The sequence below is a fragment of the Caryophanon tenue genome (genome assembly GCF_001700315.1).
Taxonomy (GTDB): Bacteria; Bacillota; Bacilli; order Bacillales_A; family Planococcaceae; genus Caryophanon; species Caryophanon tenue.
Genome location: NZ_MASJ01000001.1, coordinates 536,963 through 553,886 on the forward strand (window position 1 = coordinate 536,963; position 16,924 = coordinate 553,886).

General features: G+C 40.2%; 8 protein-coding genes. All 8 read left to right on the plus strand.

Going from position 1 to position 16,924, the window contains the following annotated elements; genetic code table 11:
* Positions 1-15: 15 nt before the first annotated feature.
* The 8 genes from A6M13_RS16220 (at position 16) to A6M13_RS02535 (ending at position 16,773) form a co-directional block, all read left to right on the plus strand.
* The gene (locus tag A6M13_RS16220; RefSeq protein WP_169817411.1) at positions 16-156 is read left to right on the plus strand and encodes a hypothetical protein; all 141 of its coding nucleotides are present in this window, start codon (positions 16-18) and stop codon (positions 154-156) included.
* A gap of 146 nt (positions 157-302) precedes the next feature.
* Positions 303-1,040 (plus strand): methionine ABC transporter ATP-binding protein, encoded by a 738-nt coding sequence (locus A6M13_RS02505; RefSeq protein WP_066542614.1) that lies wholly within the window; start codon positions 303-305, stop codon positions 1,038-1,040.
* Positions 1,040-1,702 carry a methionine ABC transporter permease gene (locus A6M13_RS02510; protein WP_066542666.1) on the plus strand — a complete coding sequence of 221 codons (663 nt, stop codon included), beginning with the start codon at positions 1,040-1,042 and terminating at the stop codon, positions 1,700-1,702. Before A6M13_RS02505 ends, A6M13_RS02510 begins: the two co-directional genes overlap by 1 nt.
* Positions 1,703-1,714: 12 nt before the next feature.
* Positions 1,715-2,533 (plus strand): MetQ/NlpA family ABC transporter substrate-binding protein, encoded by an 819-nt coding sequence (locus A6M13_RS02515; RefSeq protein ID WP_066542616.1) that lies wholly within the window; start codon positions 1,715-1,717, stop codon positions 2,531-2,533.
* 526 nt (positions 2,534-3,059) lie between these two features.
* A complete protein-coding gene (acnA, locus tag A6M13_RS02520; protein ID WP_066542618.1) occupies positions 3,060-5,756 on the plus strand; it encodes an aconitate hydratase AcnA in 2,697 nt (898 codons plus the stop codon).
* Between the two features lie 381 nt (positions 5,757-6,137).
* Positions 6,138-8,393, plus strand: a complete 2,256-nt coding sequence (locus A6M13_RS02525; RefSeq protein WP_066542619.1) for an S-layer homology domain-containing protein — start codon at positions 6,138-6,140, stop codon at positions 8,391-8,393.
* A gap of 265 nt (positions 8,394-8,658) precedes the next feature.
* Positions 8,659-12,738 carry a 5'-nucleotidase C-terminal domain-containing protein gene (locus A6M13_RS16465; RefSeq protein ID WP_245669193.1) on the plus strand — a complete coding sequence of 1,360 codons (4,080 nt, stop codon included), beginning with the start codon at positions 8,659-8,661 and terminating at the stop codon, positions 12,736-12,738.
* 78 nt (positions 12,739-12,816) lie between these two features.
* Entirely contained in the window at positions 12,817-16,773 is a 3,957-nt protein-coding gene (locus tag A6M13_RS02535; RefSeq protein ID WP_066542620.1) for a chitobiase/beta-hexosaminidase C-terminal domain-containing protein, read from the plus strand.
* Positions 16,774-16,924: the final 151 nt, after the last annotated feature.

Here is a 16,924-nt window from a genome sequence, read left to right on the forward strand (position 1 = left end):
AAGGAGGCGTCGTAAATGTCTTGTAAAAAATGGGTTGTTGGAGCAGTCGTTATCGCAGCATTAGGTATAGTAGATTTAAAATGTAAAGGCAGCGTATACAAACTGTTACCAGAAAATATAAAGCAACAAGTAGACCATTGTCTACATACAAAATAAACTGTAATACAACAAAAGAGTAAAAGGTGTAGTACACATCTTTTGCTCTTTTTTGTTCTGAAAACTTTGAATTAGCGGTGTTTTTCTGATAATGATTGCGCTATAATAAGGGGCGTGTTCATACGTGTACGGAAAGGGGTTTGTACATGATAGTGTTAGAAAACGTACATAAAGCGTTTGGGAAAGAAGTGGCCATTCATGATGTGTCACTGCATATTCCAGAAGGCGCGATTTACGGCATTATGGGGCCAAGTGGTGCAGGTAAGTCGACCATATTGCGCATGATGAACTTGCTGGAGAAGCCGGACAGCGGACATGTAATTGTCGGTGGGCGTCAATTAACGACTGCGACAACCTTGCAACTAAATGCCGCACGAAAGTCAATCGGTATGATTTTTCAACATTTTCATTTAGTGGCGAACAAGACCGTGTATGACAATATCGCCGTTGCGTTATCACTTGCGGATGTGCCAAAGAAAGAGCATGCCACACGAGTTGCAGAAGTATTAGCATATGTGGGGCTTGAAGCACATGCGAAGAAATATCCAGCAATGTTAAGTGGTGGACAAAAGCAGCGTGTCGCAATTGCTCGCGCGCTCGTAACGAAGCCGCGAGTATTACTATGTGATGAGCCAACATCAGCACTGGATTCAAATACGACATCTGGTATTTTACAAGTATTGGCACAAATTCATCGTGATTTTGGCATGACGATTGTACTTGTTAGCCATGAAGTTGCGGTCATTAAAAGCATGTGTACACATGTTGCGATACTAGAACAAGGGGCAATATACAAAACACTGGATATTACTCCGACTGGTATTACTGCAAGTGATAACACAGCCGAAAGCTTTGTGCGCGCATTACAGGAGGACCATGTATGATACCAGATGTTCTTGTGCAATACGATACGGAAATCATACAAGCAATTGGTGAAACATTCATTATGGTAGGGGCTTCAGTTGTTGCAGCAATTGTTGTTGGTTTACCATTAGGAACATTGCTTTATATGACACATCCACAAAAGCCGATGGAAAACAAACTGCTCTATCAATTTTGTAATACGCTTGTGAATATTATTCGTTCGTTTCCATTTTTATTATTAGTGGTGTTTTGTATTCCGTTAACGCGATTAATTGTTGGAACGGCGATTGGGACAACAGCCGCAATTGTGCCACTTGCGATTATTGCGATTGCGCATTACGCACGTCTTGTGGAACAGTCATTACTTGATGTACCAAAAGGTGTGGTCGAAGCGGCGCAAGCGATGGGGGCAAGTCGTTGGCAAATTATGACGAAATTTGTCTTTGTCGATGCGCGCTCTAGTTTAATTTTAAGTTTAACGACGTCCATTGTTAGCTTTATTTCGTATTCAACGATTATGGGCGTTGTTGGCGGAGGTGGCATTGGTGATTTTGCGATTCGATATGGCTACCAACAGTTTAAAACTGATTTAATGATGTATATGATTCTTATTATGATAATTCTCGTGCAATGTATTCAACTTGCGGGGACATTTTTGGCACGAACACTCGACAAACGATAGGAGCTACGTATAATGAAGAAACGTTTTATGACAGTAGGACTTGCAGCGCTATTACTTGCAGCCTGTGGGGATGAGGAAGCAACAACTAATGACAAGGCAACAACCGAAGAAGCGACAACATTGAAGGTCGCTTCGCTAATTCCACCGATGACAGAGATTTTAGAATTAGTAGAGCCACAGCTAGAAGCGGATGGCATTGATTTAGAAATTGTTGTATTAGGTGATAATGTTCAACCTAATACAGCACTTGCAGCAGATGAAGTCGATGCAAACTTTTTCCAGCATAAGCCGTATATGGAGGAGTTCAATCGTAATAACGATGCAAACTTAGTGCCAATTGAAGAAATTTATTTCGCGAACTATGGCGTGTATGCAAAAAATGCAGCGTCTATTGAAGAATTACCGGAAGGCGCAACAATTGCGATTGCGAATGATATATCGAATGTAGACCGATCACTTGCGTTACTTGCACAACATAATGTCATTACACTTGGCGAAAAGACAGACGTATATTATACGGAAGCAGACGTGATTGATAACCCTAAAAACTTTGTATTTAAAACGGTAGACTTATTAATGCTAGCGCGTATGTATGACGATGCAGATGCAGTTGTGATGACACCGGCGTACGCAGCACCACTTGGTTTAACACCAAAAAGTGATGCGTTGTTAACAGAAGGTATCGACAATGACTTTGCGATTACATTAGTAGCGCGTGAAGATAATCAAGATGATGCGGCGATTCAAGCATTAGCTGAAGCAATGACAAGTGAAGAGGTTCGCCAATTCCTTGAAGAAAACTATGACGAAACAGCCATTCCTGCATTTTAAGTTTTAATCAAGTAGCAGAACGGGAATACACAGACTATCGGACTTTCGTTCGGTAGTCTTTTTTTATCGAAAATCTACTATTTAAAATGTAAAAGCGGTACATGTCACGGAAGATGGTAATATTTCTACAAATTTGTTTTGGAACAATGTTCAGTGTGAATGGAGAAACAGGCTGTATAGATGTTCAAAAAAGGTAGGTGAATTTTTATACAATTGCCATTGTAAACGTAGTGGAAATGTTATGGTGAAATAAAGAACGACCGAAAGCGAGCAAATTTTGAAGAAAATAACAAGAAGCTGCCGAAATGCTTAGTATGTAAGTTTTGAGAATCATTTTCAATTAAGAGAATCACAAAGGTTATTAGTGAATTCGTGTACTTTCGAAAAAGGTGATAAGAAAAACTTATCATGAAAGATAATATTAAAGTAATTTACTTATGTATAAAATTGCGTTATTATTGATTTTGGAGAAAAGCAGTACAACTTGCCTTTCAGTTTTAATTATATATTAGGGGGATTACGAATCATGGCTAACTTACACAACAGCCGCGCTCAATTCGAAGTAAACGGCAAATCTTATAACTATTTCCGTTTAGCAGCAATCGAAGAAGCGGGTATCGCAAAAGTTTCAAACTTACCATATTCAATCAAAGTATTATTAGAATCAGTTTTACGTCAATATGACAACTACGTAATTAAAGAAGAGCACGTAAACGAATTAGCAAAATTCGGTTCACACAACCCAGAAGCTGAAGTACCATTCAAGCCTTCACGCGTTGTATTACAAGACTTCACTGGTGTACCAGTAGTAGTAGACTTAGCTTCTTTACGTTCTGCAATGAAAGAAATGGGCGGTAACCCAGACAAAATCAACCCAGCTATTCCAGTTGATTTAGTAATCGACCACTCTGTAGTAGTAGACAAATACGGTAACGCTAACGCATTAAACGCTAACATGGACTTAGAGTTCGAGCGTAACGCTGAGCGTTATAATTTCTTAAAATGGGCTCAAACTGCTTATGATAACTTCCGCGCTGTACCACCAGCAACTGGTATCGTACACCAAGTTAACTTAGAGTACTTAGCTCCAATCGTTCACGTTAACGAAACAGCTGAAGGTTTAGTAGCATTCCCAGACTCAGTAGTGGGTACTGACTCTCATACAACAATGATCAACGGTATCGGCGTTCTTGGATGGGGTGTAGGTGGTATCGAAGCTGAAGCAGGTATGTTAGGTCAACCTTCTTACTTCCCAATCCCTGATGTAATCGGTGTTAAATTAGTTGGCGAATTACCAAACGGTACAACTGCAACTGACTTAGCATTAAAAGTTACTCAAGTATTACGTGCTCGTGGCGTAGTAAACAAATTCGTAGAGTTCTTCGGTCCTGGTGTACAACAATTACCACTTGCTGACCGTGCGACAATCTCAAACATGGCTCCAGAATATGGTGCTACATGTGGTTTCTTCGCAATCGACGAAGAGTCAATCAACTACATGCGTTTAACTGGTCGTGACGAAGAACACATCGCTGTTGTAGAAGCTTACTTAAAAGCTAACGGTATGTGGTTCGACCCAACATTAGAGCCAGCTTACACTGACGTATTAGAAATCAACCTTTCAGATATCGAAGCAAACCTTTCTGGTCCTAAGCGTCCACAAGATTTAATTCCTTTAACTGAAATGAAAAAAGTTTACCGTGATTCTGTAGTAGCTCCTCAAGGTACTCAAGGTTTCGGTTTAACTGAAGAAGAATTCACTAAAACTTCAGTAGCAGAATTCGCTGAAGAGCCAGTTGAAATTCCAGCAGGTGCTGTAGCAATCGCTGCAATCACTTCTTGTACAAACACATCTAACCCATACGTATTATTAGCTGCAGGTCTTGTTGCTAAAAAAGCGGTTGAGTTAGGTATTAAACCAGCGAAATGGGTTAAAACTTCATTAGCTCCAGGTTCTAAAGTAGTAACTGGTTACTTAGAAGCTTCAGGCTTAAACGAATACTTCGATGCAATCGGCTTCAACACAGTTGGTTACGGTTGTACAACATGTATCGGTAACTCAGGTCCATTATTACCAGAAATCGAAGACGCTATTAAACGTAACGACTTATTCGTAACATCTGTATTATCAGGTAACCGTAACTTCGAAGGTCGTGTACACCCATTAGTAAAAGCTAACTTCTTAGCTTCACCACCATTAGTAGTTGCTTACGCTTTAGCTGGTACAGTTGATATCGACTTAAAAACTGATGCTATCGCTGTAACTCCAGAAGGTAAAGAAGTATTCTTCGATGACATCTGGCCAACAACTGAAGAAGTTAACGAAGTATTAAACTCAGTAGTAACTCGTGAATTATTCCAAAAAGAATATGAAACAGTATTCACTGCTAACGAAAAATGGAATGCTATCGAGACTTCAACTGAATCTCTTTACTCATTCGATGAGAAATCAACTTACATCCAAAACCCACCATTCTTCACAGGTTTATCTAAAGAGCCAGGTGCTATCAAAACTTTAGAAAACATGCGTGTAATGGCTAAGTTCGGTGACTCAATCACAACTGACCATATTTCTCCAGCTGGTTCAATCGGTAAAGATACTCCAGCGGCTAAATATTTAATCGAAAATGGCGTTGCTATCCGCGACTTCAACTCTTACGGTTCTCGTCGTGGTAACCACGAAGTTATGATGCGTGGTACATTCGCTAACATCCGTATCCGTAACCAAATCGCTCCAGGTACAGAAGGTGGTTTCACTACTTACTGGCCAACAGGCGAAGTTGAGTACATTTACGATGCATGTATGAAATATCAAGAAGCAGGCACTGGCTTAGTAGTATTAGCTGGTAACGACTACGGTATGGGTTCATCTCGTGACTGGGCTGCTAAAGGTACATTCTTACTAGGCGTTAAAACTGTAATTGCTCAATCTTATGAGCGTATCCACCGTTCTAACTTAGTTATGATGGGTGTGTTACCATTACAATACTTAAACGGTGAGTCTGCTGATTCATTAGGCTTAAAAGGTGACGAAACAATCTCTGTTAACTTAACTGATGATGTTAAACCACGTGATATCCTAACTGTAACTGCAGTATCTCCAGAAGGTAAAGAAACTAAGTTCGACGTATTAGCTCGTTTCGACTCAGAAGTTGAAGTTGACTACTACCGTAACGGCGGTATCTTACAAATGGTATTACGTGCGAAAGCTTTAGAAGCTTAATTCGTAACGTATAATATAAAAGGAATTGTTCGAGAAGAAATTCTCGGGCAATTCCTTTTTTTGTTCTTCAAAATAGCCAGCCAATCCAAAGGGAAAATACGTGAGCTTACTTGCCTAACTGGGACATTTTATATGCTTTATGTGGAAATGTTTTTAGGAATTCATCCACTTTAACTCTTTAGAGGTCTGAAGTCTATGCTCTTACGTTCGTTTTTTTGTGAATCGTGACAGTATTTCCTTCTTTCATATTAATATGTTTACTTGTAGTTCGAAATTCGTAATAATATGTATGTAAACGCTTAATTAGTTATACAATATTAGGTGAATTGTTTAAAAGTGCTATACTTTATTGGGATAGGCTTTATATTAGGAGGAAATATTTTGAGTCGTTCAACATTTGTTAAAGCAACAGCAGCTGCAGCCGTATTTGCAGCAACAGCAGCAATCGTAACACCAGTACAAGCAGCAGAAGAATTGAAGTTTACCGATGTAAAAGAAGGCAGTCACAAAGACGCTATTTATGCATTAGCTGAAGCTGGTATTATTTCAGGTTACGGTGATGGTACATATGGTCCAAACAATGAAGTAACACGTGGACAAGTAGCGAAAATTATTGCAGGTGCTTTGAAGTTAGACACAACAACAGTTGAAGACCCAGCTTTCTCAGATGTGCCAAAAGGACATCAATATTACGGAGCAATTGCTGCGTTAAAGCAAGCGAATTATATTTCAGGTTATGGTGATGGCACATATGGTGTAAATGATCCATTAACACGTGGACAAATGGCTAAAATTATTGCAGGCGCATTCGGCTTAACAGCAATAGGTGAAGCGAAGCAATTTGCTGACGTACCAGCAGGTCATCAATATAAAGAAGCTGTCGATATTTTAACAGCAAACGGTGTTGTACAAGGATTTGAGGACGGCACATATGGTCCTGCTAAACATGTAACACGCGGACAAGTAGCGACGTTTGTTCATAAAGCAGCGAACGTGGAAACATCAACAGCAGATTTCACATTATCGGTCATGCACCAAAATGATATTCATGGTCACTTAGATAATTTACCAAAAACAGTAACAGCGGTAGAGCAAATTCGTGCTGAAAAAGAGCATGCGTTATTGTTAAACGCGGGCGATGCGTTTACAGGGACATTATACTTCTCTGAATTTGAAGGACAAGCAGATTTAGCATTATTAAACTTATTAAACATTGACGCATTTACATTAGGGAACCATGAGTTCGATTTAGGCTCTTCGCCAGCTGGTCACCAAGCGCTTGTTGATTTCATTAAAGGTGCGAACTTCCCAGTGTTAACAGCGAACGTTGACTTCTCAAAAGATGACAAATTTGCAGGCTTACATACGGATGGGGTAACGGAGAATGCAGAAGCTGGTCATATCTACAGCGCTATCGTAAAAGAGGTTGATGGTGAGAAGGTTGGTATTTTCGGCTTAACGACAGCAGAAACAGCAGATATTTCTAGCCCAGGATCAATCGTATTTGAAGATTACATTGAAGAATCTCAAAAAGCAGTGGATGCGTTAACAGCACAAGGCATTGATAAAATTATAGCATTAACACATATCGGTTATGACGACAATGTAAAATACGATAATGATTTACATTTAGCAGCAGCGGTTGACGGGATTGACTTAATCGTAGGTGGTCACTCACATACAACAATTGTTGCAGGCGAATATGAAGGTTTAGAAAACGCCGCAGTGATTACAGAAAATCTTGCAGGTGAAACAAAAGAAGCGACAATTATCGTACAAGCGTACCAATACAACGATATTTTAGGAACAGTAGATGTAGCGTTTGATGAAAATGGACATGTAATCATTGAGGAATCAGTAAGCAATGCAGTGAAGATTGCAGACTTCGAAGCGAATGCACAAGCGGAAGCAATTTTAGCACCGTTTAAGGAGCAGGTAGCAAACGTAAGTGGTACGCCAATCAACGTAACAGCGGTAGAAGCATTAACAAACCCACGTTCAAGTGATGAAGGGAATACAACAGGTGTATCTGTACGTAACGCAGAAACAGCATTAGGGAACTACATTACAGAAGGTATGTTAGAAAAAGCGAAACAATATGCACCAGAAGCGATTATGGCCATTCAAAACGGCGGTGGTATTCGCGCGTCAATTGATGCAGGTGATATTACAGTTGGTGAAGTGATTAGCGTTTTACCATTCGGGAATACGTTAGCGACAATGGATGTGACAGGTGCAGAATTAACAGCAGCATTTGAACATAGCTTCTCTCAATATCCGAAAGAGTCAGGCGGCTTCTTACACGTGGCTGGCGCAACAATTACCGTTGATCCATTAAAAGAAGCAGGTTCTCGTATTGTGTCAATCGAGTATAAAAATGAAGCTGGCGAACTTGTGGCGCTACAAGCTGACGAAACATACACGATTGCAACAAATGCCTTTACAGCAAAAGGTGGCGATGGCTACACAATGTTTGGCAAAGCTTATGCGGAAGGTCGTGTGACGGACTTAGGTTTATCAGATTGGGAAAACTTCCGTGACTATTTACAAGCACAAAAAGAATTATCTAATACACCAAAGGGCAATATCGTACTTGTTGAAACAACAGAAGAAGCACCAGCTGGTAATTTAGAATAATGAATGACAGCCGATTGCCACATGTCGTGAGCAATCGGTTTTTTAGCGAAATTTGCATTTTTTTGTGCAAAAGCGTACATTTATGTTGAAAGTGCTGAAAAGATGAAAAATTTAGAAAGTTAATGATTGTATATTACTTAGTGTTTCGTAATAATAAGGAATAGAGGGTGCTATATTTACAACTAGTTCATATGGCATTCACAATTCACTTATACAATAGGTATAGTGGTTTGCACTTCAATCAGAAATTCAGGAGGTCGTTATTTTGAAAAGTAAACGTAATAAATGGATGGTTGCTTCACTTGCTTCAGCAGTCGTTGCAACTGTAGCCGTTCAAGCACCAGTAGAGGCAGCAACAGTTTTCCCTGACGTAAAACCAGATAGTACACACTATGGTCCGATTCATGCGCTAGCAAACGAAGGAATTGTGTCAGGTTTCCCAGATGGTACATATCGCCCAGGCACAGCAGTAACACGCGGACAAGCCGCAAAAATTTTAGCTGGTGTTTTAGGACTTTCAACAACAAACTTCCCAAATCCAGGCTTTAAAGATGTGCCAACAACACATCAATACTATAATGCAATTGCCGCTTTAGCGAGTTTAGGTGTAATTTCTGGTTTTGAAGATGAGACATTCCGCCCAGGAGCAACAATTACGCGTGGGCAAATGTCTAAAATCATTGTAGAAGGCTTAAAACTGGCACCTAAAGATGGCGGAACATCAAACTTTACAGATGTGCCAGCTGGTCATCAATATAAAGATTATGTGGATGCATTATTTACGAACGGTATTACACAAGGGCAACCAAATGGCTCGGATAAATTCGGTGTTGCAAACCCTGTAACGCGTGGTCAAATCGCGACATTTATTAGCCGTGCAAAAGAAGCATTAGCACCGGCGCCAACAGATGATTTCAGCATGACAATTTTACATCAAAATGATATCCATGCGAACTTAAATAATATCGCGAAAACAGTAACAGCGGTGAAAGAAGAGCGTGCCAAAGATGCAGAAGCGTTATTAGTTAACGCAGGGGACGTATTTAGCGGTACATTATACTTTAATGAATACCAAGGACAAGCAGACTTAACGTTCTTAAATATGATGGGTGTCGATGCCTTTGCATTCGGTAACCATGAATTTGATTTAGGATCTACACCAGACCAACATTTAGCGTTACGTGAATTTGTTGAAAAAGCGGACTTCCCATTTGTCGCAGCAAATGTTGATTTTTCGGAAGATTCGAATTTAAAAGGTTTACAAACGCGTACAGTGACAGAAACAGCAGAAGATGGTCGCATTTATGATGCCATTATTAAAGAAGTAAACGGCGAAAAAGTCGGTATTTTCGGCTTAACAACAGCTGAAACAGCGGATATTTCAAGTCCAGGTTCAGTTGCGTTTGAAAATTATATCGAAAAAGCAGAACAAACAGTTGAGCAATTAGAAGAACAAGGCATTGATAAAATTATTGCGTTAACACATATCGGTTATGATGATAACCCAGCAGTGGACAATGATCTTCAATTAGCGGCACATGCAGATGGCATTGATGTAATTGTTGGTGGTCACTCACATACGGAGCTAGAAGAGCCAGTCGTTGTTGAGAAAGATGAAAATGGTACTGACAAAGACCCGACATTAATCGTGCAAGCATATCAATACAATGAGTTTTTAGGAAAACTTGAAGTGACATTTGATGAAGACGGTGTTGTTAGTGGGTATGCAGGAGAGCTATTAGAAATTGCTGGCTATGAAGAAGATGCAGAAGCGGCGGCAGTTCTAGAAACGTATAAAGAGCGCATTGCAGAAATCGAGCAACAAGAAATTGGCGCAACGGCAACAGCGGCATTAGTGAACCCACGTGCAAACGAAGAAAGTTCTGTATCTGTTCGTAACTCAGAGACAGCACTAGGTAACTTAATTACACAAGGAATGTTAACAAAAGCGAAACAATACGCACCAAATGCGATTATGGCATTACAAAACGGTGGTGGTATTCGTGCAGCGATTGATGCAGGTCCAATTACAGTTGGTGAAGTCATTACTGTATTACCATTTGGCAATACGTTAGCAACGATGCAGTTAACAGGTGCAGAGCTGAAGGCGGCATTTGAGCATGGTTTATCGCAATATCCAGCAGAGTCAGGTGGTTTCCTACATGTAGCAGGTGGTCGTGTGACATTTGATTCAACAAAACCAGCAGGCTCACGTGTCACAAAAGTAGAATACAACAATAACGGTACTTGGGTAGAAGTAAACCCAGCAACGACATACACAATCGCAACAAATGCTTTCACTGCTAAGGGCGGTGACGGTTACGATATGTTTGCAAAAGCATATGCAGAAGGTCGTGTAACGGATTTAGGTTTATCAGACTGGGAGAACTTTGCAGAATACTTAACAACACTTAAAACGGTTACGCCACAAACAGTTGGCACATATACAGATACAAAAGGTGAAACACCAGGTACTGGCGGCGGTGGCGTTGTCACACCACCAGTTATTATTCCACCAGTTGATACAGCAAAAGCGCTCGATGTAACAATTATGCACCAAAATGATACACATGCACGTTTAGACAATGTGGCGAAAACTGTAACAGCGGTGAAAGAAGTACGTGCAGCGAATGAAAACACATTATTACTAAATGCAGGGGATGTATTTAGTGGTACATTATACTTCAATCAATTTGAAGGAAAAGCAGACATTGCATTTATGAACTTAATGGGTGTCGATGCCTTTGTATTCGGTAACCATGAATTCGACTTAGGTTCATCACCGACAGCACATAAAGGATTAGCGGATTTCTTAGCACTAGCGAAATTCCCAACAGTAGCAGCGAATGTGGACTTATCAAAAGATGAGAATTTAAGCACACTGCAATCACGTACAGTAACAGCTTCTCCACAAGATGGCAAAGTATACGATGCGATTATTCAAACGGTTGACGGCGAAAAGGTTGGTATTTTCGGTTTAACGACAGAAGAAACAGCATCAATTTCAAGCCCAGGTTCAATCATTTTTGAAAACTATATTGAACGCGCAAAAGAAACAGTAGCGAAATTAGAAGCGCAAGGTGTTAATAAAATTATTGCACTTACACATATCGGTTATGATGATAATCCAACAGTGGATAATGACCAACAGTTAGCAAAACTCGTAGCAGGAATTGACGTGATCGTTGGTGGTCATTCACATACGAATCTTGAAGTACCTGTAACGGTTGCACGTGAAAATGATGCGGATGACGAGCCGACAATTATTGTCCAAGCGTATCAGCACAATGATTTCTTAGGTACATTGGATGTATCGTTTGATAAAAACGGGGTTATTACAGCGCATAATGGCGAATTGTTAGAAATCGCTACGTACGCAGATGATGCAGAGGCGCTAGCATTATTACAGCCATATAAAGATAAGATTGCAGAAGTGTCTGATGAAGAAATTGGTGTCACATTAGCACAAACTTTAACAAATCCACGTCAATCAGATGAGGGTAATACAACAGGTGAATCGGTACGTAAAAACGAAACGATTTTAGGGAACTTAATTACAGAAGGTATGCTGGAAAAAGCAAAAGAGTATAGCCCAGATAAAGAGGTTATTTTAGCGTTCCAAAATGGTGGTGGTATTCGTACGTCAATTAATGCTGGACCTGTGACAGTTGGTGAAGTAATTAATGTGCTACCATTTAGCAATACATTAGCGCTTGCAACAGTAAGTGGGGTTGAATTATATGAAACGTTTGAGCACTCAGTAAGCAGCTTACCGAGAGAATCAGGCGGCTTCTTACACGTAGCAGGTGGCCGTGTAACTTATGATGCAACAAAACCAGTAGGCGAACGCATTATATCAATTGAAACGTTAAAAGATGGTGTTTACACAGTTGTACCAAAAGATGCAACGATGCATACAGTCGCAACAAATGCCTTTACAGCAAAAGGTGGCGACAACTATGAAGTATTAGCAGAGGTGTATGCGGACGGTCGTGTGACAGATTTAGGTTTATCGGATTGGGAAAACTTCCGTGATTACTTAGTATCACAAAAAGATGCCATTCCAACAGAAGTTCGTGGTACTTTAGTGCAGCAAACAACAGTAACAGCTGCTGATCTTGCGACGCAAAAAGAATTTGTCGGCAATGTAGTAGTGACAGGTACAGCTGAAGAATTAGCGACAATTGATGGTTTACAAGTAACAGGTGACTTAATTGTTGAAACAACAACAGATGCACCAATTACAATTTCAAATACAACGGTTGGTGGCGACCTTGTATTATCAAATGTTGGTGGCGAAGTGACGTTAGTAAACACAATTGTTGATGGCGACACAATTAACTAAACGAAGAAGCATTATCATTTTATTGATAGAGGCTACAGTTGTAGCCTCTATACTCTCTCATTTAAAAGGAGCATGATTATGACGAAGAAAGCATTTTCGATTACAGCAGCAGGCGCATTAGCCATTACAGCATTGACACCAGCGATTACGACAGAAGCAGCTGTTGTATACGCCGACGATTTAGTCATTTCAGAGTATGTGGAAGGTTCAAGCAACAATAAAGCGATTGAAATTTATAACGGTACAGGTGCACCTGTTGATTTATCTGCGTATTCAATTGAGTTATATGCGAACTTGAACACAACACCAGGGAATCCAATTACATTAAGCGGGACACTTGCACACGGGGAAACAAAGGTTTTCGTCCACAATCAAGCAAATGATGTATTAAAGCCATTAGGAGAAGTTGCAAATGTTACAAACTTCAATGGTGATGATACAGTTGTTTTAAAGAAAAATAATACAATCATTGACTCGTTTGGTAAAATCGCAGGCGGTGAAAAGTTTGCTGAAAATGTCACATACGTCCGTAATGCCGACAACTTTACTGGTGATACAAACCCGAATGACGACATTGATTTATCAGGCTGGACACAATATCCGATTGATACATTTAGCGATTTAGGCAAACATACAGCAAATCACGGTGTAGCATTAGCGGAAGGGTCAATCTCAATCGCGGATGTGCTTGCAGCGGAGCTTGAGACAGAAGTTCAAACAGAAGGAACAATTGTCGGAATTGCGCGCAACACGGCACATATTTTTGATGGGGAAAAAGCGATTGCCATTCACCATAAAGATGCTGTTGGTGAAGCGAAAGTCGGCGATTACGTTGTCGTAAAAGGAAAGCGTGCAGTATATAACGGTTTAGCACAAGTTGGTTCAGCCGAGCTTGTAACGTTAAAAGAGGGTACATCTACACCGACACCACGTACCATTAGTCCAGAAAATGTAGGTGAGGCGTATGAGTCACAACTCGTAACGGTTGAAAATATCACAATTGCTGAAGATGCCACAGGTACAAATAAAGCGGTTGTTGGTCAAAACTTCGTTGTTCGTGATGAGTTAGCGACAGGTGTTACAGCCGGTACAACATATGACAGCATTACAGGGATTGTCGTAGAGTTTAACGGCACATACCAAATTGTGCCGCGTTCAGCGGATGATTTAGTAGCAAATGTACCACCAGCACCACTAGAAACCGAAACAATTGCTGCTGTACGTGAACGTTTAGATGGACCGGCACAAGTACAAGGTGTTATTACAGCAATTATTGGACAGACGATTCATATTCAAGATGAAACAGGTGCGATTGTATTATATGGCTCACTAGATGTAGCAGTTGGCGATGAAGTCGTTGTAAAAGGGTCATTAACAGAGTACAGCAATTTACTAGAAATTACAGGTATTGAAGTTGTTGAACGTATTGGGACAGCGGGTGTACCAGCACCAAAACCAGTGACAGCTGCACAAATTACAGAAGATATCGAAGCGCAACTTGTACAGTTCTCAGAAGTGACGGTGTCATCGTATAGCGGTGGGAACTATACTGTAACAGATGCAGCAGGTGATACATTCTTAATTCGTGATACAGCACAAGCGATGGGCTTAGAAATTGGCAAAACGTATGACCAAATTATCGGTGTTGTCCAACAGTACGGCGAAAACTACCAAATCTTTATTCGTTCAACAGCGGATGTGATTGAAGATTTATCCGTAGTACAAGCTGTTACCGCATCTGCAACGAATTTAGTAACAGTAGGAACGGAAGTAACGTTATCGACAACAACACCAGATGCGACAATTTATTACACAACAGATGGTTCTGAACCAACAACAGCTAGCACAAAATATGAAGGACCAATTACGATTAATGAAGCACAAACCGTAAAAGCGATTGCTGTAAAAGAAGGTTTAACACCGTCTATTGTGTCAACATTTACGTATGATGTTTTTGATGGGACATTAAAAATTCACCATATCCAAGGAGAAGCGCATACATCACCGTTTAAAGGACAACAAGTAACGGACATTGAAGGTGTTGTGACATACTTATTTAAAATTCGTAGCAGTCACTACGCAACGATTCAAACACCAGATAGCTTAATAGACGACAACCCAAATACATCTGAAGGGATTTTAGTATTCTTAGGTAATAGCTACGGAGATGTAGCGGTAGGTGACCAAATAAAAGTTTCTGGTGTTGTGGATGAGTACCGCGTAGAAGGTAATGAAGGTGATTTATTATCGACACAAATTAATGCACGTAACGGCAAAATTGAAAAAGTAGCATCAGGTGTCGCTTTACCATCAGCAATTACAGTTGATGAAACAACGATTCCACGTGATGTCATTGATAATGATTCATTTGCACAGTTTGACCCAGAGGAAGATGCGATTGACTATTGGGAGAGCTTAGAAGGGATGCGCGTTGCATTTAGTGGTTTAAAAGCGACGTCACCACAAGAATATGGTGATATTACAACGGTGTTAGAAACACGCGAAACAGATACAAATAATGGTGGCGTGCTAATTTCAGCAACAGATTATAACGCAGACCGTATTCACTTAAAAGCGTTTAAAGCAAATGGAGATGCTGCAACAGATTTTGATATATCGACAGGTGATACATTTAAAGGCGAAGCACCAATTATCGGTGTTGTAGGATATGGTTTCTCAAACTATAAAATTTATTTAGATGAAGCGGATTTACGTGAAGTATATGAAGCAGGGAATATTCAGCCAGAAGCAACAACGATTGTAAAAGATCCAACAAAATTAACGATTGCTAATTACAATATTGAAAACTTCTCAGCGAATACGTCAGAAACATCTGATGCAAAAGCGAAATTAATTGCACAAAGCTTTGTGACAAATATGCAGTCACCAGATATTATCGGTATTGTCGAAATGCAAGATAATAATGGGGAAACAGCAGATGGTAACTCAGCAGCGAACGAAAGCTATCAACGTTTAATCAATGCAATTGTTGAAGCGGGTGGCCCACGTTACGAGTATGTCAATATCGACCCTGTATATAACCAAGATGGTGGTGCACCAGGCGCAAATATTCGTCCAGGCTTCCTATATAATCCAGAGCGTGTCACGTTAAAAGAAGGTACACCAGGTGATGCAACAACAGCTGTCACGTATGAAAACGGTGCATTATCGCACAACCCAGGGCTTGTAAACCCAACAGACGAGGCATTTGCATCAAGTCGTAAGCCAATCGCTGCACAGTTCACATTTAACGGTGAAGATGTATTAGTCATCGGTAACCACTTTAACTCTAAAGGTGGCGATACAGCATTATTTGGTGCGACACAGCCACCTGTATTAGGCAGTGAAGTACAACGCAAAAAGATTGCTGAGCAAGTAAAAGCGTTTGTTGAGTCGGTAAAAGCGGATAATCCACAAGCGAATGTTGTGGCACTTGGTGACTTTAACGACTTCGAATTCTCAGCACCACTTGAAATTTTGGAGCAAGCAGGTTTAGTGAATATGATTAAACGTTTACCAAAAGAAGACCGTTACACATACACGTACCAAGGGAACTCACAAGTGCTTGACCATATTTTAGTATCGGACCATTTAGCAGATGCAACAGAAGTTGATGCACTGCATATTAATGCCGATTACTCAAGCGTGTCAGGTAAGCGTGCAAGTGACCATGACCCAGTTTTAGTACAAATTGATTTAACAAAGGAACTGGTAGAAATGCCAGAACTTGTGCCATTTACGTTAAAAGGAAAGCAAACAGGTAAATTAGTATTAACAAAATCGAAGCTAAATGTTTATGTTGAAGAAGGCTATACGATTAAAAATGGTATCGTTATTAAAGGACATAAAGATGGCTCGTATATTCGTTTAGCGGGCGCATTAGCGGATCAAGTCGTGACAATTGAAGCGAAGCAAGATGCACCAGTTGTCATTGATTTTGCAGGCGCTACAGTGAAGGAAGTTATTATTACAGGTGACTATGCACACAATGTTGTACTGCATAACACACAAAACGTACAAGCAGGCATTGAATAACATTGCTTAAGTTGTGCTAACTGAAAAAGGGTAGGAGAAATGACCAAATTTCTCCTGCCTTTTTTAATGGTGTTTTTAAGTATTTCACAGGTACTACGTTTAAGTTATGTAAGCCCGAATTATAAAAAATAGCGCACCTGTACGGTACGCA

Coding starts and splice junctions, on each gene's coding strand:
- A6M13_RS16220 (WP_169817411.1), top strand. CDS start 16: ATGTCTTGTAAAAAATGGGTTGTTGGAGCAGTCGTTATCGCAGCATTA.
- A6M13_RS02505 (WP_066542614.1), top strand. CDS start 303: ATGATAGTGTTAGAAAACGTACATAAAGCGTTTGGGAAAGAAGTGGCC.
- A6M13_RS02515 (WP_066542616.1), top strand. CDS start 1,715: ATGAAGAAACGTTTTATGACAGTAGGACTTGCAGCGCTATTACTTGCA.
- acnA (WP_066542618.1), top strand. CDS start 3,060: ATGGCTAACTTACACAACAGCCGCGCTCAATTCGAAGTAAACGGCAAA.
- A6M13_RS02535 (WP_066542620.1), top strand. CDS start 12,817: ATGACGAAGAAAGCATTTTCGATTACAGCAGCAGGCGCATTAGCCATT.